This is a genomic window from Burkholderia singularis, assembly GCF_001718875.1.
Classification (GTDB): domain Bacteria; phylum Pseudomonadota; class Gammaproteobacteria; order Burkholderiales; family Burkholderiaceae; genus Burkholderia; species Burkholderia singularis.
In genome coordinates this window covers 3,455,968-3,475,232 of record NZ_CP013448.1, presented here as the reverse complement: position 1 = coordinate 3,475,232, position 19,265 = coordinate 3,455,968, and the positions used below count along the sequence as shown (strand labels likewise).

General features: G+C 66.6%; 14 protein-coding genes. 9 read left to right on the top strand and 5 right to left on the bottom strand.

The features are described 5' to 3' along the window. Positions 1–11: 11 nt before the first annotated feature. From AQ611_RS15340 to AQ611_RS15330, 3 genes are all read left to right on the top strand, one after another. A complete protein-coding gene (locus tag AQ611_RS15340; RefSeq protein WP_069234989.1) occupies positions 12–1,256 on the top strand; it encodes a glycosyltransferase family 4 protein in 1,245 nt (414 codons plus the stop codon). Positions 1,257–1,779: 523 nt separating this feature from the next. Next, complete coding sequence (locus AQ611_RS15335; RefSeq protein WP_069234988.1) at positions 1,780–2,214, top strand: CHRD domain-containing protein; 435 nt, start codon at positions 1,780–1,782, stop codon at positions 2,212–2,214. A 138-nt stretch (positions 2,215–2,352) separates the two neighbouring features. Then, entirely contained in the window at positions 2,353–3,321 is a 969-nt protein-coding gene (locus AQ611_RS15330; RefSeq protein WP_069234987.1) for an alpha/beta hydrolase, read from the top strand. Here the strand turns inward: AQ611_RS15330 and AQ611_RS15325 are convergent. Continuing rightward, positions 3,291–4,190: an EcsC family protein gene (locus AQ611_RS15325; protein ID WP_069234986.1), complete on the bottom strand. Its 900-nt coding sequence runs from the start codon at positions 4,188–4,190 to the stop codon at positions 3,291–3,293. The genes AQ611_RS15330 and AQ611_RS15325 overlap by 31 nt on opposite strands. Positions 4,191–4,296: 106 nt before the next feature. Here AQ611_RS15325 and AQ611_RS15320 point away from each other — a divergent pair, with 106 nt between their 5' ends. Both AQ611_RS15320 and AQ611_RS15315 read left to right on the top strand, forming a co-directional pair. After that, on the top strand, positions 4,297–5,889 hold the full coding sequence (locus tag AQ611_RS15320) for an MFS transporter (protein WP_069235342.1): 1,593 nt from the start codon (positions 4,297–4,299) through the stop codon (positions 5,887–5,889). A gap of 61 nt (positions 5,890–5,950) precedes the next feature. Then, positions 5,951–6,421 carry a MarR family winged helix-turn-helix transcriptional regulator gene (locus AQ611_RS15315; RefSeq protein WP_069234985.1) on the top strand — a complete coding sequence of 157 codons (471 nt, stop codon included), beginning with the start codon at positions 5,951–5,953 and terminating at the stop codon, positions 6,419–6,421. Positions 6,422–6,613: 192 nt separating this feature from the next. Here AQ611_RS15315 and AQ611_RS15310 read toward each other — a convergent pair whose 3' ends face one another. Both AQ611_RS15310 and AQ611_RS15305 read right to left on the bottom strand, forming a co-directional pair. Further along, entirely contained in the window at positions 6,614–7,195 is a 582-nt protein-coding gene (locus tag AQ611_RS15310) for a DJ-1/PfpI family protein (protein WP_069234984.1), read from the bottom strand. 304 nt (positions 7,196–7,499) lie between these two features. Continuing rightward, positions 7,500–8,792, bottom strand: a complete 1,293-nt coding sequence (locus tag AQ611_RS15305) for an amino acid deaminase (RefSeq protein ID WP_059517874.1) — start codon at positions 8,790–8,792, stop codon at positions 7,500–7,502. A gap of 163 nt (positions 8,793–8,955) precedes the next feature. Between AQ611_RS15305 and AQ611_RS15300 the strand changes: the two genes are divergently transcribed. The 3 genes from AQ611_RS15300 to AQ611_RS15290 all read left to right on the top strand — a co-directional run bounded on the left by AQ611_RS15300 (position 8,956) and on the right by AQ611_RS15290 (position 11,899). Continuing rightward, entirely contained in the window at positions 8,956–9,849 is an 894-nt protein-coding gene (locus tag AQ611_RS15300) for a MurR/RpiR family transcriptional regulator (RefSeq protein ID WP_059517876.1), read from the top strand. Positions 9,850–9,876: 27 nt separating this feature from the next. After that, complete coding sequence (locus AQ611_RS15295; protein ID WP_069234983.1) at positions 9,877–11,358, top strand: N-acyl-D-amino-acid deacylase family protein; 1,482 nt, start codon at positions 9,877–9,879, stop codon at positions 11,356–11,358. Between the two features lie 151 nt (positions 11,359–11,509). Continuing rightward, complete coding sequence (locus AQ611_RS15290) at positions 11,510–11,899, top strand: RidA family protein (protein WP_059518049.1); 390 nt, start codon at positions 11,510–11,512, stop codon at positions 11,897–11,899. A gap of 267 nt (positions 11,900–12,166) precedes the next feature. On the opposite strand, the gene queF is transcribed toward AQ611_RS15290, so the two are convergent. Beyond that, the gene (gene queF, locus AQ611_RS15285) at positions 12,167–12,991 is read right to left on the bottom strand and encodes an NADPH-dependent 7-cyano-7-deazaguanine reductase QueF (protein ID WP_069234982.1); all 825 of its coding nucleotides are present in this window, start codon (positions 12,989–12,991) and stop codon (positions 12,167–12,169) included. A gap of 22 nt (positions 12,992–13,013) precedes the next feature. After that, positions 13,014–14,537, bottom strand: a complete 1,524-nt coding sequence (gene ilvA / locus AQ611_RS15280; RefSeq protein ID WP_069234981.1) for a threonine ammonia-lyase, biosynthetic — start codon at positions 14,535–14,537, stop codon at positions 13,014–13,016. Between the two features lie 682 nt (positions 14,538–15,219). On the opposite strand from ilvA, the gene AQ611_RS15275 reads away from it, so the two are divergent. Next, on the top strand, positions 15,220–19,242 hold the full coding sequence (locus AQ611_RS15275; protein WP_069234980.1) for a DUF3683 domain-containing protein: 4,023 nt from the start codon (positions 15,220–15,222) through the stop codon (positions 19,240–19,242). The last annotated feature ends 23 nt before the right edge of the window (positions 19,243–19,265 follow it).

Below are 19,265 nucleotides of genomic sequence, written 5' to 3'. Positions count from 1 at the left end.
ATCCTGCCGCCATGAATCCGTCTCCCACATACAAGCCGTCGCTGCGCACGCCGCGCAACGATAAGGAATCCAATCTAACCGCGCCAGGCGTGTCGTTTGCCGCGCGGGCGGTGCCCGACGCCGCCCGCCGCGTGGCGGCCGCCGGCGAGCGCGAGGCCGGACTCGTGCTGCCGTCGCCCGTGGCGATCAACGGCAAGTTCACGTCGCAGCGGCTGACCGGCGTGCAGCGCGTCGCGCATGAGTACACGTCGGCGATCGCCCGCCTGTTTCGCGGCGAGCGCAATCCGACGCTCGTCGTGCCGCGTGATCATGCGAGCGATGCACTGCCGCCCGCCATCGCGCGCCGCGTCGTGCCACGTCTGCGTGGCGTGCTCTGGGAGCAGCTCGCGCTGCCGTTCGCGACGCGCGGGCAGACGCTGTTGAGCCTCTGCAACATCGGCCCGCTGTTCAAGCGCAACCAGGTGCTGATGATTCACGACGTCGCGGTGTTTGATTTTCCACAGGGCTATTCGCGCGCGTTCCAGCTTTGGTATCGCTTTGCGTTCTGGGTGCTCAAGCACAACGTCCGGCATATCGTGACGGTGTCGCATTTCTCGAAAGAGCGCATCGTGGCCCGTCTCGGCGTTTCTCCGTATAAGGTATCGACGGTCGTATCCGGCATCGATCACTTCGACCGGATCGCGAGCGATGCATCGGTGCTCGAGCGGCTGGGGCTTGCTTACGACGGCTACGTGCTGATCGTCGGCTCGCTGGCGCCGGGCAAGAATCTCGCGCGCACGCTCGAGGCGATTTCGCTGCTCGAACGCACTCATCCCGAACTGAAATTCGTGATTGCGGGCGGCTCGAACGTCAAGATTTTCGGTGCATCGGCACTGGGCGGCGGACAGAACGCCCGCAATGTCATTTGGGCAGGCTACGTGAGCGACGGCGAACTGAAGGCGCTTTACGAGCATGCCGGCTGTTTCGTGTTTCCTTCGCTGTACGAAGGGTGGGGGCTGCCGCCTGTCGAGGCGATGCACTGCGGATGTCCGGTGATTTCGTCGCGCGAGGCGTCGCTGCCCGAAGCGTGCGGCGATGCGGCGCTTTATTGCGACGCGCACGATGCGGCCGACATTGCCGCGAAGATCGCGCAGTTGATGGGGGACGCAGCGCTGCGCAGCGAGTTGCGCGAAAAGGGGCGGCGGCACTCGGCCCAATTCCGCTGGGACATTGCGGCGACGCAGTTGGTCAACGTGCTGCGCCAATTCGGACGATAACGACGAGCCGGCCGGTATGCGGCGCCGGTGCGCTGAACGCGAACGCCGCGAGGCGGCGGCCGACGCGGAGCAGGCCGGGCGGCGCGATACGATTATTGGGCCGGCAAGCAGTGCTGTGTCGGACGTTGTCGATCCCGGAATCGGTCGCGACGAGCGCGACAAGCGCGTCGTGCCAGGCACGGCCGTGACGTGACGCGCCGTAACCCCGCGCCAAGCGGCCAATTAGCTGGTAAAAAAAAGCGCGGCCCGAGGGTCACGGGTCGCGCCGATCAAGAGCAGAAGATGCTAGCCGGACGGAAGGAAGCAAACTAGCAAGCAACTTGTTTCTGCAAGTACGCAGTGTAGCGAAAGCGCTGCTGCGTATTCAGCCGGCTCCGTGCAACTGTCTTTCCATCTTTCGCTTCTTGTCGCCACTTGCGCAACAGCGCGGCGGCGTGGCCGCGCGCGGGATCGACTATGATCGGGGTTCGAATCCGCGCCGGGCGTGACGCCACGGCGCGGCCGACAACCGCCAGGAGGTTTCATGCTGATATCGCGCAGGATTGGGATCGGCGTGCTCGCATGTGCGCTCGCGGCCGGCGTCGCGCGCGCCGAAACGGTGACGCTCGTCGCGGATCTACAGCCGTCGAGCGAAGTGCCGCCGACCACGAGCAAGGGTTCCGGCCGGCTGAACGCGGCCTACGACACGGCCACGCATACGCTGCGTTGGACGGTCGAGTACCGTAATCTGACCGGCCCCGCTACCGCCGCGCATTTCCACGGCCCCGCGCCCGTGGGACAGAACGCGGCCATTCAGGTGCCGATTCCGAAGGACGCGCTCGCGAGCCCCATCAGCGGTGAAAAGGCGCTGACCGATGCGCAGGTGGGTGATCTGATGGCGGGCAAGTGGTACTTCAACCTTCATACGCAGGCCCATCCGGCCGGAGAGATTCGCGGCCAGGTCCGGCCGGTGAACTGAGCCCGGCGGCGGGTGCGGGGAGCCCGCGCCGGCCTGCCGCACGGCGACGATCGGAGCGAAGAGTGGCATCGGCGGGCGGTGATCGCGCGCCGAGTCATACGTAGTATCGTCGTACTTTTCCGGTTCGGAGTGCGTCCGATGAGTTGGCAAAACATGGTGGCGTGCTGGCTGCTGCGCCGGCATTTCCGTCCCGAGACGCTGCGTCCGGTGATCGATCCCGCGCGTGCACGGCGTTTGTCGGGGCTGCGCACGCGCGTGCCGCACCGCTTGCCCGCCGGTTGGCGGCTGCGCGAGCGCTACGGGCCGGCCGACATGCCGTTGCGCGGCGAATGGCTCGAGCGTGCCGATTCGCCCGCCGGCCGTGCGCCGCAGAGCCGGATGCTGCTGTATTTCCACGGTGGCGGCTATTATTTCTGCTCGCCGCAAACGCACCGCCCGCTTGTCTTCGCGTTGACCAAATACGCGGACGTGCGTTCGTTCTCACTCGATTACCGGCTCGCGCCCGAACATCCGTTTCCGGCCGCGCTCGACGACGCGCTCGCGGCCTATCGGCATCTCGTCGCGACGGGCACGCCGCCCGAGTCGATCGTATTCGGCGGTGATTCGGCGGGCGGCGGGCTCGCACTTGCCACGCTCGTGGCGCTGCGCGACGCCGGCGAGCCTTTGCCGGCGGGCGCGGTGCTGTTCTCGCCGTGGACGGATCTCGCCGCAACGGGCGATACGCTGCGCACGCACGACGGCATCGATCCGGTGTTCGCCGGCATTGCGCTCGGCCGCGCGGCGCGCCTTTATCTCGGCAGCACGCCCGGCGATCATCCATACGCGTCGCCGGTATATGCGGATCTGAGCGGGCTGCCGCCGCTTTTCATCCAGGTGGGCAGCACCGAGGTGCTGCTCGACGATGCGCGTCGCGTGGCCGAGCGCGCGCGCGCGGCGGGCGTGCCGGTCGAATTCGAAATATGGCCGCAGATGCCGCACGTCTGGCAGATCTACGTGCCGTTCGTGCCCGAGGCGGCGCGCGCGCTCAAGCGCGCGGCCGTGTTCGTGCGGCGCGTCGCGCTCGAGCGCCCGGCGGCTCAGCGCGCGGCCGACATATCGATGGCCTGATAAGCGGCCTTGACGGCCGCTTGCCCGTACTTGCGTTCGAGCCGGCGCACCGCGAAGTGGCCGTGCGCGGCCTGCTGGAAGTGGTCGATGAATAGCGTGTTGACGGTGGCGCCGAGCACCGCGCCGATCGCCGGGATCGATTTCGCCGCGATCTGCTCGGTCACCTGCACCGAAAAACGGGAGGCGATCGTTTGCAGCAGCCGGAAGAGCGCCGTCGAGCCATGTATCGTGAAGCCCTTCGACGCGATCTCCGACGACGCTTTCGACACCGCCTGCGCGAGCGCGCCGCGCAGCATGAAATAGCCGATATCGGCATCCTCGTCGGCAGCGCCGCCCGGCTGGGGCGGCACGCTGCCGTCCGCGCCGCCGCGCGCACGGCCGAAACCGCCGCCCATCCCGAGCACGGCGAGACACTGCAGTTGCGCTTCGGCGTTCGACAGATCCTCGCCCTCGCTGCGCGCGATGTCGCAGATCGAGCGGAACATCAGTGTCGTCGTGACCGGCAGCTCGACGGGCAGCGCGAACAGGCCGAACGCACCGCCCGCCGCGCCCGTGGTCGCGACGGCGAGCTTGTGCAGCAGGTTGCTGGGCTTGTTCGGCATCTCGTGCGCGCCGGCAACCCCGCCCGATTTGCCCAGCGTGCGCAGCGCGATGTGCAGACACTTGCGCAGTGCGAGCTGGGTGGCGTCGTTGATTTTGTCGGACGCGAAACCGGGCAGCTTCGCGATCATCTTCTCGATCGGCGCGCCGACGATGCTCGTCAACTTGACCGTCAGCGGCGGGCTTTCGAGCGCGATCTTCGCGCGCCGCAGCGTATCGAGATCTTCGGCCGACAACGTCGGCCCGGCAACGGGGGTGAGCGGTTCCATCTAAGTCCTTTGCGATGCGCGCAGCCTGGGAGCGTGCCGGCTAGATTACTCGATGCGTGATAGACTGTTCAATTGATTGATGTATCAAATATTGCGTGATCAAAAAATGGCCGTCGATATCGCAGCCCGCCATTCGAGCGGGCAAGTTCTGCCGTTTCGCGAATCGCTGCTCGCGATGCTCGGCATTTCGTTCGTCACGATGCTTGTCGCGCTCGACCAAACCGTGGTCGGCACCGCGCTGCCGACGATCGTCGGGGAACTGCACGGCTTCGATCTGTACGCGTGGGTCGCGACGTCGTATCTGCTCGCCTCGGTGATCACCGTGCCGATCTTCGGGCGGCTCGGCGATTATTTCGGGCGCAAACCGTTCGTGATCGCGTCGATCGTGGTGTTTAGCGGCGCGTCGGCGCTATGCGGGACCGCGCAGACGATGATCGCGCTCGTGCTCGCACGCGCGCTGCAAGGCATCGGTGGCGGGATGCTGGTCGGCACGGTGTTCGCGTGCATTCCCGATCTTTTTCCCGATTCGGTCGTGCGGCTGCGCTGGCAGGTGATGATGAGCACGGCGTTCGGTATCGCGAACGCGGTCGGCCCGTCGCTGGGCGGCGTGCTGACCCAGCATTACGGCTGGCGCTCAGTGTTCTACGTGAATTTGCCCGTCGGCCTGTTGTCGCTTTTTTTCGTTTGGCGATATCTGCCGCATCTGCGGCACGCCGAGCATGGCAAGATACGGCTCGATTGGCCCGGCGCGCTGCTGATTGCCGTGACGCTCGGCGCGGTGCAGCTATTCGTCGAATGGCTGCCGAAATACGGGGCCGGCGGCTGGCCGCTGCTTCTTGTCGCGGTCGCGCTCGCAGGTGGCGTGGCGCTCTGGCGCTGGGAAAAGCGCGCCGCGCAGCCGATCCTGCCGCTCGAAATGTTCACGAACCGCGCGCTGTCGACGCTCTTTATTCTGTCGCTGCTCGGCGGCTTCGCGATGTTCTCGCTGGTCTTCTACGCGCCGCTGCTGTTCCAGGGCGGCTTCGGGATGTCGCCGCAGCAGGCGGGCGTCGTGATCACGCCGCTTGTCGTGTTCATCACGATCGGCAGCATCATGAACGGCCGGGTCATCACGCGGATGCGCCATCCGAACGCGATGTTGCATGCCGGTTTTCTGCTGTTCGCGCTCGCGTGCGTGGGCATCGTCGCGTCGACGCACCGTACCCCTGCGTGGATGCTGATGGCATGGATGGTGGTAGGCGGCGTGGGGCTGGGCTTCGTGCTGCCCAACCTGACCGTGTTCGCGCAGCAGGCGGCGGGACGCTCGCACGTCGGCATCGCGACGGCGCTGCTCCAGTCGCTGCGGATGGTGGGCGGTATGGGCGGCGCCGCATTGACGGGCACGCTCGTCAACGCGTTTTACGGGCGCGGCGTGCGCGTTGCGCTCGCCGCCGACGGCGCGCTGCCATGGCAGGCCCGGCTCGCCGATCCGCATGTGCTGATCGATCGCGCGGCGCAGGCGCGAGTCGTGGACGAGTTGGCGCGCGCCGGGCATCATGGTGCATTCATGATCGACGCGGCACGCGACGCGCTCGTCGGCGCGATTCATCTGGGCATCGGCGTGGGCGCGGCCGTTGCGCTGTTCGGGGTTTGGCAAAGCCGCCGCGTTCCGCCTCTGGAGCTGCGCCGCACGCTCGAGCCCGCGGTTGCCGCCGAGTAGGCGCGCGCCGGGTCGATCGTTTGATCTTTTTGTTGTTTGCCGCCGGAGTTGAAGTTAGCGCATGGAAGAACAGGACCGCATCGCGATTTTGCAGCAATTCGGACGGACTTATCGGACGTTCATGGCTGCATTCGAGACCCATGTGGGGCAGCCGCTGCCGCGTTGGCGCATCATGGTCGCGTTGAACGGGAACGACGGCGTGTCGTCGCAGAAGCGGCTCGTCGAATTGCTGCGCGTCGATCCGGGCGCACTCACGCGGCAATTGAAGACACTCGAGACGCTGGGCTGGATCGAGCGTGACGCCGATCCGCGCGACAACCGCGTGACGAACGTGAAGCTGACGGCGGCCGGGCGGCAGGCCTTCGAAGCATGCCTGCCGCGCCGCAATGCGTTTCTGCATGACACGATGGCCGCGCTGCCGGACGACGTGCTGGGCGCGCTGTCCAGCGCACTCGCGCTGCTCGAGGCGCGCGTTGCCGAGGTCGCGCGGGTTGCGCCGGCGAAGGCTGACGGAGCCGCCGGCCAGGGCTGAGCGGGCACGCCGGCGGAGCGGGTTGCATGGCCGGGGGCGGAGCAGATCGGGCAGGCGGGGGGGGGGGGGGGCTGGTCGGCCAAGACGGCCGAGACGGCCGATTCGGCCCGATGGCTGCCGCGTCGGCTTTGCCCGACCGCCCATGGGCTCGGCGGCGCGACGCGCGGTCGTGCCTGCGCCCGCGCGGTTTCGTCAAAGTTCGATCCGCGTGCCAAGCAGCGCGAGGAACTGCGCGAGCCATGCCGGGTGCGCGGGCCACGCGGGCGCGGTGACGAACGGTGCGTCGGTGACGGCGGCGTCGACGGGAATGTCCGCATACTCGCCTCCCGCGAGACGCACTTCGGGCGCGCATGCCGGATATGCGGCGATCCGCTTGCCGCGGATCACGTCGGCTGCCGCCAGCAATTGCGCGGCATGGCAGATGGCGGCGATCGGTTTGTGCTCGTCGGCGAATGCGCGCACGAGCGCGATCACTTTCGGATCGAGGCGCAGATATTCGGGGGCGCGCCCGCCCGCGATCGCGAGCGCGTCGTATCGTGCCGGGTCGACTTCGTCGAACGCCGCGTTCAGCGTGAACTGGTGGCCGGGCTTTTCGGTGTAGGTCTGGTCGCCCTCGAAATCGTGGATCGCCGTTTTCACTTTGTCGCCTGCCCGTTTGCCGGGGCATACGGCGTCGACCTGATGGCCGATTGCCAGAAGCGCCTGGAACGGCACCATCGTTTCGTAGTCTTCGGCGAAATCGCCCGTCAGGAACAGAATTTTCTTGGCTGCCATGATGATCTCCAGTGTCGATGGGAGCGAGCGCTTTCTCGCTTACTCCCGGGGGCATGACGTGATTGTCTGCCGTGGGCGTTGGCGCGGGTTTTCCGTCGCATGCAAAGCACGCAGGCCGAAACCGCCGTCGAACATGGGCGCCCGCCCAGCCGGCACGTGCGGATGCGGGGCAAAAAGCAGTTTACTCCGCCGCTTCGACGCGCGAATGACGCGTGCGCGAAGCAACCGTGACAGGCCGTCGCCCGTACCTCGCCCGCAGAGGCGGCGTGCGCCGTTTCGCCCGCCGTCCGCCATTGGCGCCCGCTCAGAAATACGTCTCGATCACTTCGGCCACCCGATACTTTTCATCGACCACGAGCAACTGCCGCCATTTGTCGAACGTGAGACATGGATGCGAGATGTCGAACGCGATCATGTCGCCGACCTTCAGGTCTGCGCCCGCGGGGATTTTCAGGTACGCATGCTGATCCATCATCGCCGTGACCGCCCAGCCTTCGCTGGCGGCAATCTCGCGCGGCATCGCGCCGGCCTGCGAGCCTGCCACCGAGCCCGGCCGGAAATGGCGCGCGGGCTCGGGCAGCCCGGCGTCGAACGCGGCGTCGCGCTTGCCGAGTGCGACGATCGCGCATTCGGGCTCCGGAATCGATTGCACGTATGCCCACACATGCAGCGCGGGCAGCAATCCCGCGCCCATTTTCTGTGCGATCGGGTTGCGCGCGAAAATGTCCGCTTGCGCTTTCTTGTAGATGCCGACGTCGTGCGTCAGATAACAGCCGGGGCGCAACACGATGTCGATGTCCTCGCGCGCGCGCGCGAACTCATCGGCCACGACGTCGTACCACGCGGAGCCCGCGCCGGACAGAATCGCCGGCGTGCGCCGGATACGGCCGGCCGCCGCCAGTTCGCGGGTGAGCGCGAGTGCGCGCTGGAGGAACGCGCGCACGTCGCTCTCCTGCTTCAGCACGCCTTCGTATAACTCGATTCCGGCGAGCTTCAGCACCCGCGGATAGCGTTCGAGCGCCGCGAGCACCGCGTCGCGCTGCGCATCGTCGCGCACGCCGGTACGCCCGCCCGGCACGCCCAATTCGAGCAGTACGTTGAGCGGCTTATTCGCGGCGTCGAAGAAGCGGCCGAGCTGTTCCGCGCCATCGGCCGAATCGACGAGACAGAAGAATTCGAAATCGGGATCGCTCAACAACTCGGCGATCATCGCCATGTTGCGTTTGCCGACCAGCTGGTTGGCGAGCAGCACGCGCCGCACGCCGCCGCGGTACGCCGCGCGCACTTGATGCGCGGTCGCGAGCGTGATGCCCCACGCGCCCGTTTCGAGCTGGCGGCGAAATAGCTGCGGTGCCATCGTTGTCTTGCCGTGCGGCGCGAGCTTCACGCCATATTCGGCGACGAACGCCTGCATCCACTTCAGGTTGTGCTCGATGCGCTGCGCGTACAGCACCGCGGCGGGCAAACTGACATCCTCGTCGAGCAGATTCCATTCGAGGCGGCCGGCATCGGCAAGCGGCACGCTCGTGCCGGGCACGTTGCCCAGACCCTTGCCGGTCGGCTCGATTGCCGCTTGTTGATAGTTTGTAACTTTCATTTTATCTCGCTCCATCATGCTTATATATCGGCGTAAAGTTGACTTGACGATAGTACAGAAAGTAGCATCCGTTCGAAAATGTTATTTATTAACCTGGGCTGGCCCACCCTGGATCATCCGCTAGCCATCCGATCAGCCGGCCGACGCCGGTCGAGCGCGCCCCATGCATTCGTCCCCCGAACCGTCCGCTTTCGATGTCGTCGCCAGGATCGCCGAGCGCGCGCCTGAGCTGCGTGACGCCGAGCGCAAGGTCGCCGCGTGGATACTCGACGATCTGGCCCGCGCCGCGCACGCGAGCATCGGTGCGCTTGCCGCGCAGGCGGGGGTGAGCGTTGCGACCGTCACGCGTTTTGCGAAGGCGGTGGGCTGCCGCGACGTGCGCGAACTGAAGCTGCGGCTCGCGCAGGCCGCGGCCGTCGGCCAGCGCTTTCTGACGCCGTCCGCGGGTGCCGACGGGTACCACCCGACGCCTGCCGAACGCGTGTTCGACGACGTGCAGGCCGCGCTCGAGCAGAATCACCGGCTGCTGTCGCAGACGCCGTTCGACGCCCCGGCCGCCGCACTCGCCGGCGCGCGGATGATCTACGTGTACGGGCAGGGCGGCGGCTCGACCGCGCTCGCCGACGAACTGCGCTTTCGGCTCGTGCGCTTCGGCTTGCCGGTTGCCAGCTATCAGGATGCGCTGCTGCAACGCATGGTCGCGAGCACCGTCGCGCCCGATTGCGTCGTCGTCGCGCTGTCGGTCACCGGGCGCGTGCCCGAGCTCAACGACAGCTGCGCGCTTGCCAAGCAATACGGCGCCGTGCTCGTCGCGCTCACCGCGCCCGCGTCGCCGCTCGCGCAGCTTGCCGATCATCTGATTCCGGTCGTTGCATTCGAAACCGATTTCATTTTCAAACCGTCGGCTTCGCGCTACGCGATGATGATGGCGCTCGACGTGCTCGTCACCGAGGTCGCGCTCCAGCTCGGCGACGGCAGCCGCGAGATGCTGCGGCGGGTCAAGCATGCGCTCGACGTGCATCGCGGCGGCGGCGAGCGCCAGCCGCTCGGAGATTGAAGGACTTGACGTGAAGGAGACAGCGACATGCACTCGCACCCCGAAGCCGCCGACACGCTGATCGTCGGCGCGATGCTCTACGACGGCAGCGGCGCGCCGCCGGTGGCGCGCGACGTCGCGATCCGCGATGCCAAGATCGTCGCGATCGGCAATCTGACGAACTGGCTCGCGCAAGACGTGATCGAAGCCGGCGGCCGCGCGCTCGCGCCCGGCTTCATCGACGTGCACACGCACGACGATACGAACGTGATCGACGCGCCGCAGATGCTGCCGAAGATCTCGCAGGGCGTGACGACGGTGATCGTCGGCAACTGCGGGATCAGTGCGTCGCCGGTGGCGCTCAAAGGCGAGCCGCCCGATCCGATGAACCTGCTCGGCGCGCGCGCGGCGTTTCGCTATCCGACGTTCGCCGCGTATGTCGACGCGGTGAATGCCGCGCGGCCGGCCGTCAACGTCGCGGCGCTGGTCGGCCATACCGCGCTGCGCAACAACCAGATGGACCGGCTCGATCGCGCGGCGAACGATGCCGAGATCGCCGCGATGCGCGCGCAGCTTGAGGAAGCGCTCGCGCATGGCGCGCTCGGCTTGAGTTCGGGGCTCGCGTATGGGTCCGCGTTCGCCGCGCCGACCGAGGAGGTGATGGCGCTCGCCGAGCCGCTCGCGCAGGCCGGCGCGGTTTATACGACGCACATGCGCACCGAGTTCGACGCGATTCTCGATGCGATGGACGAGGCGTACCGGATCGGCCGCCACGCGCGCGTGCCCGTCGTGATCTCGCACCTGAAGTGCGCGGGGCCGTCGAACTGGGGACGCAGTGGCGAAGTGCTCGCGTCGCTCGAGCGCGCGCGGCGGCTGCAACCCGTCGGCTGCGACTGCTATCCATACAGCCGCAGCTCGACGACGCTCGCGCTCAAGCAGGTGACGGGCGATATCGACATCACGGTCACGTGGTCCGAGCCGCACCCGGAAATGGCGGGCAAGCTGCTGAAGGCGATCGCCGCCGATTGGGGCGTGACCGAACAGGATGCGGCGCGCCGCCTGATGCCGGCCGGCGCGGTCTATCACAACATGGCGGAGGACGACGTACGCCGAATCTTGTCGCATCCGGCAACGATGGTCGGCTCCGACGGCCTGCCGAACGATCCGCTGCCGCATCCGCGGCTTTGGGGCGCGTTTGCGCGCGTGCTCGGCCACTATGCGCGCGACGAGGGGCTGCTGCGGCTCGAGGAGGCGGTGCGCAAGATGACGTCGCTGTCAGCGCGGCGTTTCGGGCTCGACGGGCGCGGCGAGGTGCGCGTCGGCTATCACGCGGATCTCGTGCTGTTCGATCCGGCGCGGGTGCGCGATGCGGCGACGTTCGAGCGTCCGCAGCAGCCGGCGCAGGGCATCGACGCGGTATGGGTAAACGGCGTGCTGTCGTATTGCGACGGCGCGCTCACGGGCGAGCGCGCGGGGCGCTTCGTCGCGCGTGGCGAGCGCCACGCGGCGACGCCGGCCGACGCGTTCTGAGCAGGCGCGCAACGCGCGCTGCGGGACCGGCGGGCGCGGCAGGCGTTTGCGCGCCGGTTTCGCGAGTGACGATTGGGTGCCGCCGGCATCGCGCCGGCGGCGTGGATGCGGCAAACGAGCAAATCAGCAAACGAAGCAAAGGAGCGAAACGATGAAGCGATATGGCGTGGGTGAGGCCAAGGGCACGGGCGGCCAGGTGATGCCGTTCGCGCGCGCGGTGCAGACCGACGACGGGTGGCTGTACGTGTCCGGACAGACGCCGATGGTGAACGGCGAGGTCGTCGAGGGCGGGATCGTCACGCAATCGAAGCAGGCGATCGAGAACGTGATCGCGATCCTGAACGAGGCCGGCTACGGGCTCGAGCACGTCGTGCGCTGCGGCGTATGGCTCGACGACGCGCGGGACTTCGCGTCGTTCAACAAGGTGTTCGTGTCGTACTTCGGCGCGCATCCGCCCGCGCGCGCGTGTGTGCAGTCGAGCATGGTGATCGACTGCAAGGTCGAAGTCGATTGCGTTGCGTACAAGGCGCCGGCAAAGTAATCGTTGCCGCCGCGGCGCGTGCCGCGATAGTCGAACGGGGCCCCTGCGGCCCCGTTTTCATGTGCGCAGGCCCAGCGCGCGCCGCGCTTGCCGGCGAAAGGGCTTCGGCGGCTCGAATCGCGGTCAAATTGCCGTCAAACCGCTGTCGATTCGCCGTCGAATCGCCTTCCGCGCTCCCGCCTGCCGCGCGGCACGAAACAGGGGCAGGAGCGGGCCGGACATCCGCCGGCGCCACCCGGCGGCGTCCGGCGTGGTCTGCCGCGTGCGTCATTGCCGCGCGGTGCGCGCGTTGTCGGGCATCGGCTGGTTGTAGTTGGTGCGGAACGGATTGATGTCGAGCCCGCCGCGCCGCGTATAGCGCGCGTAGACCGCGAGCTTGACCGGCTTGCACGCGTTCAGGATGTCGATGAAGATCCGCTCGACGCATTGTTCGTGAAAGCCGGTGTGATCGCGATACGAGATGATGTAGCGCAACAGCCCCGCATGATCGATCGGCGCGCCGACGTAGCGAATCTGCACGCTGCCCCAGTCGGGTTGACCGGTGACCGGGCAGTTCGATTTCAGCAAATCGGAGACCAGCGTTTCCTCGACGGGCGCTTCGTCGTGCGACGCGGCGAGCAGCGACGCATCGGGATGGTAGATGTCCGCCTCGAGGTCGAGCCGATCGAGCGACAGCCCGTCGAGCTCGTCGAGGCTGAGCTTGCGGAAATCGGCGGGTGCCGCGAGCTGCACGCCGACGTTCGCGCCGCACACGGCCGATACGTCGCGCTTGATCGTGTCGCGCACCGCTTCGATCGATTCAAACGCCGTCTGAGCGAACGAGCCGAGATACAGCTTGAACGACTTCGATTCGACGATGTTCGGCGATTCGGCGGGCACGTAGAAGGTCGCGATCGCGACTTGCGGCTTGCCGCGCGCATTAAGCCACGAAAGCTCGTAGGCATTCCAAATATCGGTGCCGAAGAACGGCAGCGACGCGCCTATGCCGATCTGCTCGCGCGAGCCTGCGCGCGGAATCGGGAACAGCAGCGATGCGTCATACTGGTTCGAGTAGACGGTCGTCTTGCCGAGCGGGGAGTGTTCGGGATTCATGAATGGGTCCGTGTGATCGAGGTTACGACAGGAACAGGTGGTACGCCGGATTGCTGCTCTCTTCCCAGAACGGATAGCCGAGCGCGACCAGGAAGCGCTCGAACGCCGCATGGTCGGCCGGCGGCACTTGCAGGCCGACCAGGATCGAGCTGTAATCCGCGCCCTGATTCCGGTAATGAAACAGGCTGATATTCCACTCCGGCGCCATCGCCGACAGGAACTTCATCAGCGCGCCCGGGCGCTCCGGAAACTCGAAGCGAAACAGCCGCTCGTCGCGCGCGAGCGGCGAGCGCCCGCCGACCATGTAGCGCACGTGCTGCTTGGATAATTCATCGCCCGTCAGGTCGACCGTGGCAAAGCCGTGCGCGGCGAAGTTCGCCGCGATCGCGTCCGATTCGCCGCGCTGCCGGATCTGCACGCCGACGAAAATATGCGCGGTCTGCGCATCCGCAATCCGGTAGTTGAACTCCGTGACGTTGCGCTCGCCGATGAGCGCGCAAAAGCGCCGGAAGCTGCCGCGCTCCTCGGGCAGCGTCACCGCGAACACCGCCTCGCGCGCCTCGCCCACTTCCGCGCGCTCGGCAACGAAGCGCATCCGGTCGAAGTTCATGTTCGCGCCCGAGGTGATCGCCACCAGCGTCTTGCCGGCCAGCCCCTCGCGCTGCGCATACGCCTTCGCGCCCGCCACCGCCAGCGAGCCGGCCGGCTCGAGCACGCTGCGCGTGTCCTGGAACACGTCCTTGATCGCCGCGCACAGCGCGTCGGTATCGACCGTCACGACCCCGTCCAGATGCGCCGCGCACAGGCGGAACGTCTCGTCGCCGACCAGCTTGACCGCCGTGCCGTCCGAGAACAGCCCGACCTCGCTCAGCTCGACGCGCCGCCCCGCCGCAAGCGATTGCGCCATCGCGCACGAATCGTCCGTTTGCACGCCGATCACCCGGATCTCGGGCCGCACTGCCTTCACGTAGGCGGCAACGCCCGCCGCCAGCCCGCCGCCGCCGATCGGCACGAAAATCGCATGGATCGGCCCCTGGTGCTGGCGCAGAATCTCCATCGCGACCGTGCCCTGGCCCGCGATCACGTGCGGATCGTCGAACGGATGAACGAACGTCAGGCCGCGCTCGGCCTGAAGCCGCAGCGCGTGCGCATACGCGTCGCTGTACGACTCGCCCGCCTGGATCACCTCCACGCCCGGCCCGCCGTGCGCGCGCACCGCGTCGACCTTCACCTGCGGCGTGGTGACCGGCACGACGATGATCGCGCGCACGTTCATCCGCGCGGCCGAGAACGCGACGCCTTGCGCGTGGTTGCCCGCCGACGCGGTGATCACGCCGCGCGCGAGCGCCTCGGCGTCAATATGCGCCATCTTGTTGTACGCGCCGCGCAGCTTGAACGAAAACACCGGCTGGTTGTCCTCGCGCTTGAGCCACACGTCGTTGCCCAGCCGCACCGACAGGTTGCGCGCGCGTTCAAGCTCCGTTTCGCGGGCGACGTCGTATACGCGAGCGGTCAGGATTTTCTTCAGGTAATCGTGCGAGGCCATGTAAGAAGGGGCAAAAAGCGTCGATGCGGCGCAAAAGGCAATGAGGTAATAAGGCGATGAAAGAATAATGATAGCGCCAACTCGCGTCGCTTCGATCTCAGCCGCATGGCCGACCGCGCGCTGGGCAGCGCCAATCGGCGCAATTGGCGCAATTGGCCACGTGGTTCGTCGACCGTCCGGACGGTCATTCGATGCGCGCTTGACGATTAACGCGTTGGTCTAACCTGGGTTAGAATTCCGACTTAAATCAAGGATCGGAAGATGCAAAGGCAGCCTCGGATCGCCATTTTGAAGCCATCGCCGCGCGCAGCTTGCCCTGCGGCGGAGCGGCACGCGCGCCGTGCGCGATCGTGACGCTGATTTCGAGCGCCGCCAGGCCGTGTCGATCCGGAGTTAGCGCTTTTAGCGCTTACTCCGGTCCCATGCAAGGCTGTCGATCCGGAGCTAGCACTTCTAGCGCTTACTCCGGTCCCAAGTCAGGTTGTCGTCCAGAATGGATGCTGCAGCGCTTTGCCCCGGAATGACGTTTTCGCGTCCGACCCGGTGCCGCGCAGCGGACTCGGGCCTCATGCAACACTGTCGCGCGCCTGGTAATAGAAGATTTCCCCAAAATCGCGCACCACGCGCCTGCCGGTTTCGCGCTCGATTGAAGCGCGTGAGCGGCTTTTGAATCGTCCGAACAATGAACGCACCGCAAGTTTTCGATCCGCACGGCGCGGCAGCTGCCGTCGTCGCCGACCCCGCTCCGCGCTTGCGCGAAATCCCGTACAACTACACGTCGTTTTCCGATCGCGAGATCGTGATTCGCCTGCTGGGCGAAGAGGCTTGGGCGGCACTCGACGAGCTGCGCGCCGAGCGCCGCACCGGCCGTTCGGCGCGGATGCTGTACGAAGTGCTGGGCGACATCTGGGTCGTGCGCCGCAATCCGTATCTGCAGGACGACCTGCTCGACAACCCGAAACGCCGCGCGCTGTTGATCGAGGCGTTGAACCATCGGTTGACCGAGATCGAGAAGCGCCGCCATGCCGATTTGTCCGAACACGGCGACGAGGCGGGCCGCGAGCGCGCCGCGCGCGTCGGCATGCTCGCCGCGGCCGCGCATCGCGCGGTCGACGATTTCGCGCAGGAATTCGACCGGATGGCCGAGTTGCGCCGCCGCGCGACGAAGGTGCTCGGCCGCTGCACGCAAAAGGACAACATCCGCTTCGACGGCCTCGCCCGCGTGTCGCACGTGACCGACGCAACCGACTGGCGCGTCGAATACCCGTTCGTGATCCTGACGCCCGATACCGAGGCCGAGATCGCCTGCCTGGTGAAGGCATGTTTCGAGCTTGGCCTGACCGTGATTCCGCGCGGCGGCGGCACCGGCTATACGGGCGGCGCGGTGCCGCTCACGCCGTTTTCCGCCGTCATCAACACCGAGAAGCTCGAGCAACTGGGCGCCGTCGAGCTGACCGAGCTGCCGGGCGTCGCGCACAAGGTGCCGACGATCTTTTCCGGCGCGGGCGTCGTCACACGCCGCGTGACTGAAGCGGCCGAGGCGGCCGGCTACGTGTTCGCGGTCGATCCGACCTCGCTCGATGCGTCGTGCATCGGCGGCAACATCGCGATGAACGCGGGCGGCAAGAAGGCGGTGCTGTGGGGTACCGCGCTCGACAATCTCGCGTGGTGGCGAATGGTCGATCCGGACGGCAACTGGCTCGAAGTCACGCGTATCGACCACAACCTCGGCAAGATTCACGACGTCGCGATCGCTCGCTTCGAACTGAAGTGGTTCGACGGCGCGCGCGCGCCGGGCGAAAAGCTGCTTCGCACCGAGACGCTCGACATCGAAGGCCGGCGTTTTCGCAAGGCCGGGCTCGGCAAGGACGTCACCGACAAATTCCTCGCCGGCCTGCCGGGCGTGCAGAAAGAAGGTTGCGACGGCCTCATCACGTCCGCGCGCTGGGTGCTGCACAAGATGCCCGCGCACACGCGCACCGTGTGCCTCGAATTCTTCGGCCAGGCGCGCGAGGCGATTCCGAGCATCGTCGAAATCAAAGATTATTTGTTCGAGACGTCCAAGCGGGGCGGCGCGATTCTCGCGGGCCTCGAGCACCTCGACGAGCGCTATCTGCGCGCGGTCGGCTATGCGACGAAAAGCAAACGCCAGGCGTTCCCGAAGATGGTGCTGATCGGCGACATCGTCGGCGACGACGCGGATGCGGTCGCGATCGCGACGTCCGACGTGATCCGGATGGCCAACGGCAAGAGCGGCGAGGGCTTCGTCGCGGTAAGCGCCGAGGCGAGAAAGCGTTTCTGGCTCGACCGCAGCCGCACCGCCGCGATCGCGAAGCACACCAACGCGTTCAAGATCAACGAGGACGTCGTGATCCCGCTCGACCGGATGGGCGAGTACACGGACGGCATCGAGCGGATCAACATCGAGCTGTCGATCAAGAACAAGCTGCAGCTCGTCGATGCGCTCGAGGCATTCTTCAGCGCGGGCAACCTGCCGCTCGGCAAGAGCGACGACGCGAACGAGATTCCGAGCGCCGAGCTGCTGGAAGATCGCGTGCAGCAGGCGCTCGACCTGCTCGGCCGCGTGCGTGCGCGCTGGACGTACCTGCGCGATTCGCTCGACAAACCGCTTGCCGATGCACAGCACGATCTCGTCGCGCTCGGCTACGCGGCGCTCGCGGAGAAGCTCGCCGATCGCGTCGACGCGCAAGCCGGCGCGCGCGTCTTCGACGTCGCGCAGGACCGCACGTTGCGCGTGTCGTGGAAGCAGGAGATTCGCGCGGAACTGCGCCAGATCTTCAACGGCGGCGCGTTCAAGCCGATCCTCGACGAGGCGCAGGCAATCCACAAGCAGGTACTGCGCGGCCGCGTGTTCGTCGCGCTGCATATGCACGCGGGCGACGGCAACGTCCACACCAACCTGCCGGTGAACTCCGACAACTACGAGATGCTGCAGGATGCGCACGCGGCGGTCGCGCGGATCATGGCGCTCGCGCGTTCGCTTGACGGCGTGATCTCCGGCGAGCACGGCATCGGCATCACGAAGCTCGAGTTCCTGACCGATGCCGAAATCGGTGAATTCCGTGCGTACAAGCAGCGTGTCGATCCGCAAGGGCGCTTCAACAAGGGCAAGCTGCTCGACGGCGCGGACCTGCGCAACGCGTACACGCCGAGCTTCGGGCTGATGGGCTACGAATCGCTGATCATGCAGCAGTCCGACATCGGCGCGATCGCCGATTCGGTGAAGAACTGCCTGCGCTGCGGCAAATGCAAGCCGGTGTGCGCGACGCACGTGCCGCGCGCGAACCTGCTGTACAGCCCGCGCAACAAGATCCTCGCCACGTCGCTGCTCGTCGAGGCGTTCCTGTACGAGGAACAGACACGCCGCGGCGTGTCGATCAAGCACTGGGACGAGTTCAACGACGTCGCCGATCACTGCACCGTCTGCCACAAATGCGCGACGCCGTGCCCGGTGAAGATCGATTTCGGCGACGTGACGATGAACATGCGCAACCTGTTGCGCAAGATGGGCAAGAAGAAGTTCAACGCGGGCAGCGCGGCCGGGATGTTCTTCCTGAACGCGACCAATCCGCAGACGATCAACGCGGCGCGCGCGGTGATGATGGGCGTCGGCTACAAGGCGCAGCGCCTCGCGAACGACATGCTGAAGAAAGTCGTGCAGAAGCAGACCGCGCACCCGCCCGCGACGACCGGCAAGCCGCCCGTGGTCGAGCAGGTGATTCACTTCGTCAACAAGAAGATGCCGGGCAACCTGCCGAAGAAGACGGCGCGCGCGCTGCTCGACATCGAGGACAACAAGATCGTGCCGATCATCCGCAATCCGAAGACGACGACCGTCGATTCGGAGGCGGTGTTCTACTTCCCCGGCTGCGGCTCCGAGCGGCTGTTCTCGCAGGTCGGGCTCGCGACGCAGGCGATGCTGTGGGAAGCCGGCGTGCAGACGGTGCTGCCGCCCGGCTACCTGTGCTGCGGCTATCCGCAGCGCGGCTCGGGCCAGTACGACCGCGCCGAGCAGATCGTCACCGATAACCGCGTGCTGTTCCACCGCGTCGCGAACACGCTGAACTACCTCGACATCAAGACGGTGGTGGTGTCGTGCGGCACCTGCTACGATCAGCTCGCCGGCTACGAATTCGACAAGATCTTCCCCGGCTGCCGGATCATCGACATCCACGAGTTCCTGCTCGAAAAGGGGCTCAAGCTCGACGGCGTGAAGGGCACGCGCTACATGTATCACGACCCTTGCCACACGCCGATCAAGACGGTCGACCCGGTCAAGCTCGTCAACGACCTGATGGGCGCCGAGAAGGACGGCTACAAGATCGCGAAGAACGACCGCTGCTGCGGCGAATCGGGCACGCTCGCGGTCACGCGCCCGGACGTTTCGACGCAGGTGCGCTTCCGCAAGGAAGAGGAGATCCGAAAGGGCGTGGCGAAATTGCGTAACATTCCGGTGGTGTCGGGCGGCGGTGCGAGCGGCCAGACGCCGGCGGGCGATCAGGACGTCAAGATTCTGACGAGCTGCCCGGCGTGCCTGCAAGGTCTGTCGCGCTACAGCGAGGACGCGGATATCGAAGCCGATTACATCGTTGTCGAGATCGCGCGCCACATGCTCGGCGAAAACTGGATGGCCGATTACGTCGCGCGTGCGAACAGCGGCGGGATCGAGCGCGTCCTGGTGTAAGGTGACGGACGGGCCACCCGTTG

Bases quoted from the DNA above. Each gene is read 5' to 3' on its own strand.
- AQ611_RS15315 (WP_069234985.1), top strand. From the start codon at position 5,951: ATGGAAGAACAGGACCGCATCGCGATTTTGCAGCAATTCGGACGGACT.
- AQ611_RS15275 (WP_069234980.1), top strand. From the start codon at position 15,220: ATGAACGCACCGCAAGTTTTCGATCCGCACGGCGCGGCAGCTGCCGTC.
- ilvA (WP_069234981.1), bottom strand. From the start codon at position 14,537: ATGGCCTCGCACGATTACCTGAAGAAAATCCTGACCGCTCGCGTATAC.
- AQ611_RS15290 (WP_059518049.1), top strand. From the start codon at position 11,510: ATGAAGCGATATGGCGTGGGTGAGGCCAAGGGCACGGGCGGCCAGGTG.
- AQ611_RS15330 (WP_069234987.1), top strand. From the start codon at position 2,353: ATGAGTTGGCAAAACATGGTGGCGTGCTGGCTGCTGCGCCGGCATTTC.
- AQ611_RS15310 (WP_069234984.1), bottom strand. From the start codon at position 7,195: ATGGCAGCCAAGAAAATTCTGTTCCTGACGGGCGATTTCGCCGAAGAC.
- AQ611_RS15335 (WP_069234988.1), top strand. From the start codon at position 1,780: ATGCTGATATCGCGCAGGATTGGGATCGGCGTGCTCGCATGTGCGCTC.
- AQ611_RS15295 (WP_069234983.1), top strand. From the start codon at position 9,877: ATGCACTCGCACCCCGAAGCCGCCGACACGCTGATCGTCGGCGCGATG.
- AQ611_RS15325 (WP_069234986.1), bottom strand. From the start codon at position 4,190: ATGGAACCGCTCACCCCCGTTGCCGGGCCGACGTTGTCGGCCGAAGAT.
- AQ611_RS15300 (WP_059517876.1), top strand. From the start codon at position 8,956: ATGCATTCGTCCCCCGAACCGTCCGCTTTCGATGTCGTCGCCAGGATC.
- queF (WP_069234982.1), bottom strand. From the start codon at position 12,991: ATGAATCCCGAACACTCCCCGCTCGGCAAGACGACCGTCTACTCGAAC.
- AQ611_RS15320 (WP_069235342.1), top strand. From the start codon at position 4,297: ATGGCCGTCGATATCGCAGCCCGCCATTCGAGCGGGCAAGTTCTGCCG.
- AQ611_RS15305 (WP_059517874.1), bottom strand. From the start codon at position 8,792: ATGAAAGTTACAAACTATCAACAAGCGGCAATCGAGCCGACCGGCAAG.
- AQ611_RS15340 (WP_069234989.1), top strand. From the start codon at position 12: ATGAATCCGTCTCCCACATACAAGCCGTCGCTGCGCACGCCGCGCAAC.